This window comes from Cellulomonas algicola (assembly GCF_003851725.1).
Taxonomy (GTDB): Bacteria; Actinomycetota; Actinomycetes; order Actinomycetales; family Cellulomonadaceae; genus Cellulomonas; species Cellulomonas algicola.
Genome location: NZ_BHYL01000458.1, coordinates 1 through 2,767 on the forward strand (window position 1 = coordinate 1; position 2,767 = coordinate 2,767).

Genomic DNA, 2,767 nt, shown 5'->3' on the forward strand with positions numbered 1-2,767 from the left:
GACGCCACCACCCCGGGCGCCACCGCGTCGCGCACCGACGCCGTCCCGCCGCCCGGCCCGCCCGCACCCGAGGGTGCGTCGACGCTGCCCCCCGGCCCGGACAGGGCGCGCCGCCGTCGCCGCGTCGTCGGGCGCGTCGTCGTCGTCCTCGTCGTCCTGCTCGCGGTCGTGCTGCTGGTCGCGGGCTGGCTCGCGTTCCGTGCGGTCCAGACGGTGAACGCGCTCACGGACGCGAAGGACGCGGTCGCGGACGTGCGGCGCGCGCTCGACGACGGCGACACGCAGACCCTCGACGCCGCGCTGCCTCAGATCCAGGAGGCGACCGGCCGCGCGCACGCGTCGTCGTCGGACCCGGTGTGGCGGCTCGCGGAGCACCTGCCGCGCGTCGGGCCGCAGCTCGCGGCGGTCAGCACGGTCGCGGCCGCGCTCGACGACGTGTCGACGGACGCGCTGCCGGCGGCGACGACCGTCACGGACCTGCTGGGCGACGGCACGAGCATCCGCGGCGCGGACGGGCGCATCGACCTCGAGCCGTTCGTCGCGGCGGCACCGGAGCTGGTCGACGCGGCGGCGGTGGCGCGCGCGGCGTCGGCCGACGTCGCGGGGATCGACACGACGGACCTGGTCGGTCCCCTGGTGAGCCCGGTCGAGGAGGCGCGCGACGGGCTCGCGCAGGTCGCGGGCGCGCTCGACGCAGGCGCGCAGGCCGCGACGATGCTGCCCCCGATGCTCGGCGCCGACGGGCCGCGCACGTACCTGGTCGCGGCGCTCAACAGCGCGGAGCTGCGGACAGCCGGCGGGATCGTCGGCAGCCTCGCGGTGGTGCGGGCGGACGACGGCGCGCTGTCGCTCGTCGACCAGCGCAGCACCGACGAGCTCAAGGGCCTCGCGGAGCCGGTCCTGCCGCTCTCGGAGGAGGAGCTCGCGGTCGAGGGCACGGGCCTCGGCCGGTACGTGCAGAACGCGGTGATGACGCCGGACTTCCCGCGCTCCGCGGAGCTGCTCGCCGCACGCTGGCAGCGCGACGTGGGCGGCACCGTCGACGGCGTCGTCGCGACGGACCCGGTCGCGGTCGCGGCGCTGCTGCGCGAGGTCGGGCCGGTGACGGAGCCGGGCGGGACGCCGCTCGACGCGGACACGCTGCTCGCGACGCTGCTGCACGACGCGTACCTGCGCTACCCCGACCTGCGCGCGGCCGACGCGTTCTTCGCGGACGTCGCGTCGACGATCTTCGGTGCGCTCGGGTCGGGCGGCGGCGACGTGCGCGGTCTGGTCGAGGCGGCGGCGGACGCGGGCGAGGAGGGGCGGATCCGCGTGTGGTCGGCGCATCCCGCGGAGCAGGAGCGCCTGGTCGCGACGACGCTCGGCGGCGCCTTCCTGTCGGGCCCGTTCGACGACGCCGCCGGCGTCTTCCTCAACGACAGCACCGCCGGGAAGCTCGACTACTACCTGCGCCCGACGCTGACGGTCGAGGACCTGCGCTGCACGGGTGCGGACCCGTCGGCGACGGTCCGCCTCGACCTCGCGTACGACCCCCCGGCGGACGTCGCGACGTTCCCCGAGAACGTCACGGGCACGAGCGGGGTGGTCCCCGTCGGGTCGCTCGCGACGAGCATCACGCTGTACGGCCCGGTCGGCGCCGCACCGCAGGGCCTGACGACCGACCAGGGCGTCGTCGGCGGGAAGTCGGCGACGGTCGGGGACCGGCCGGTCACCGTCGTGGGTTCGCGCCTGGACCCCGGCGGGCGTGCGACGTACCGGTTCGACGTCCCCGTGCGCGACGGTCGCGTCGACGTGTGGACCACACCCACCCTGACCAGCCCCGGCAGCGTCTCGGCGACCTGCCCCACGTCCGCCGGCTGAGCGGTCCTCACCCGCGCGGGTGACCGCGGGCCCCTGGGGGCGCGCGACCGGGTGATTGTCCGAAATCACCCGATCCGCCCCTGGGTGCGGGCGCGAGGCGCGGGGGAGGATGGGCACGAAATGTCCGTTCTGCCCATCGAGGAGCAAGGTCATGAGCAAGGTCATCCGGGCATGTGCCACCGCGCTGCTGGTGGCGGCCGCCGCCCTGGGCGTCCCCGCCGTGGCCCAGGCGGCGGTCTCGCCGTCGCAGGCTCCCTCGGCGCCGACGCAGCAGCCGTCCGGCCCGCAGTACGGCTGCGAGGGCGCCACCGACGAGTACGGCGCGCCGCTGCCGTGCGACCTGACGGTGTCGGTGCTGACGCCGATCTGCGACAACGACGTGCCGAAGCTGCGGTACGCCGTCGTCCCCAACGGCACGCCGAACACGACCGTCACCATCACGTGGATCAACCCGACGGGACCTGACGTCGTGCAGTCCGGCCTCCCGCTGTCCGGCACGGTGCTGTGGCCGGGTGCGGTCGTCGGTGCCGACGGCAAGGGCGCGGACTGGCCGGGCTGGTCGCAGGCCGCCGACGGCTCGTGGGTCGAGGGCGACGAGTTCGACTGGGTCCGCCCGTCGGTGAGCGTGAACTTCGCCGTCAACCCGGAGATGACGACGACCGTCGCCTACCCGCCGTCGAGCCCGAACTGCGTGACGAACCCGCCCGGCGAGGCGGTCCTGGCCTCGAACCAGGTCCTGTCCGCCACGGGCAGCAACACCGCGCCGCTGCTGTGGGCCGGTGCCGGCCTGCTGGTCGTGGGCGCCGGTGCCGTCACCGCCGTGACGCTGGTCCGCCGCCGGCACGAGGCGGCCTGACGCGACACCGGGACCGGTCGGAGGGGACCGGTCCCGGGGCCGTCGACG

2 protein-coding genes are annotated in these 2,767 nt (G+C 76.1%); both read left to right on the forward strand.

Translation table 11 applies throughout. The annotated features are described in order from the left end of the window. Nucleotides 1-1,863: DUF4012 domain-containing protein (locus CTKZ_RS20795; RefSeq protein WP_307720330.1), on the forward strand; the 1,863-nt coding region annotated here is incomplete at its 5' end. Between the two features lie 151 nt (nucleotides 1,864-2,014). Continuing rightward, nucleotides 2,015-2,719 carry a peptidase gene (locus CTKZ_RS20800; protein ID WP_124344678.1) on the forward strand — a complete coding sequence of 235 codons (705 nt, stop codon included), beginning with the start codon at nucleotides 2,015-2,017 and terminating at the stop codon, nucleotides 2,717-2,719. The last annotated feature ends 48 nt before the right edge of the window (nucleotides 2,720-2,767 follow it).

Excerpts from the sequence above, each read along its gene's own strand:
- CTKZ_RS20800 (WP_124344678.1), top strand. The coding sequence starts at position 2,015 with ATGAGCAAGGTCATCCGGGCATGTGCCACCGCGCTGCTGGTGGCGGCC.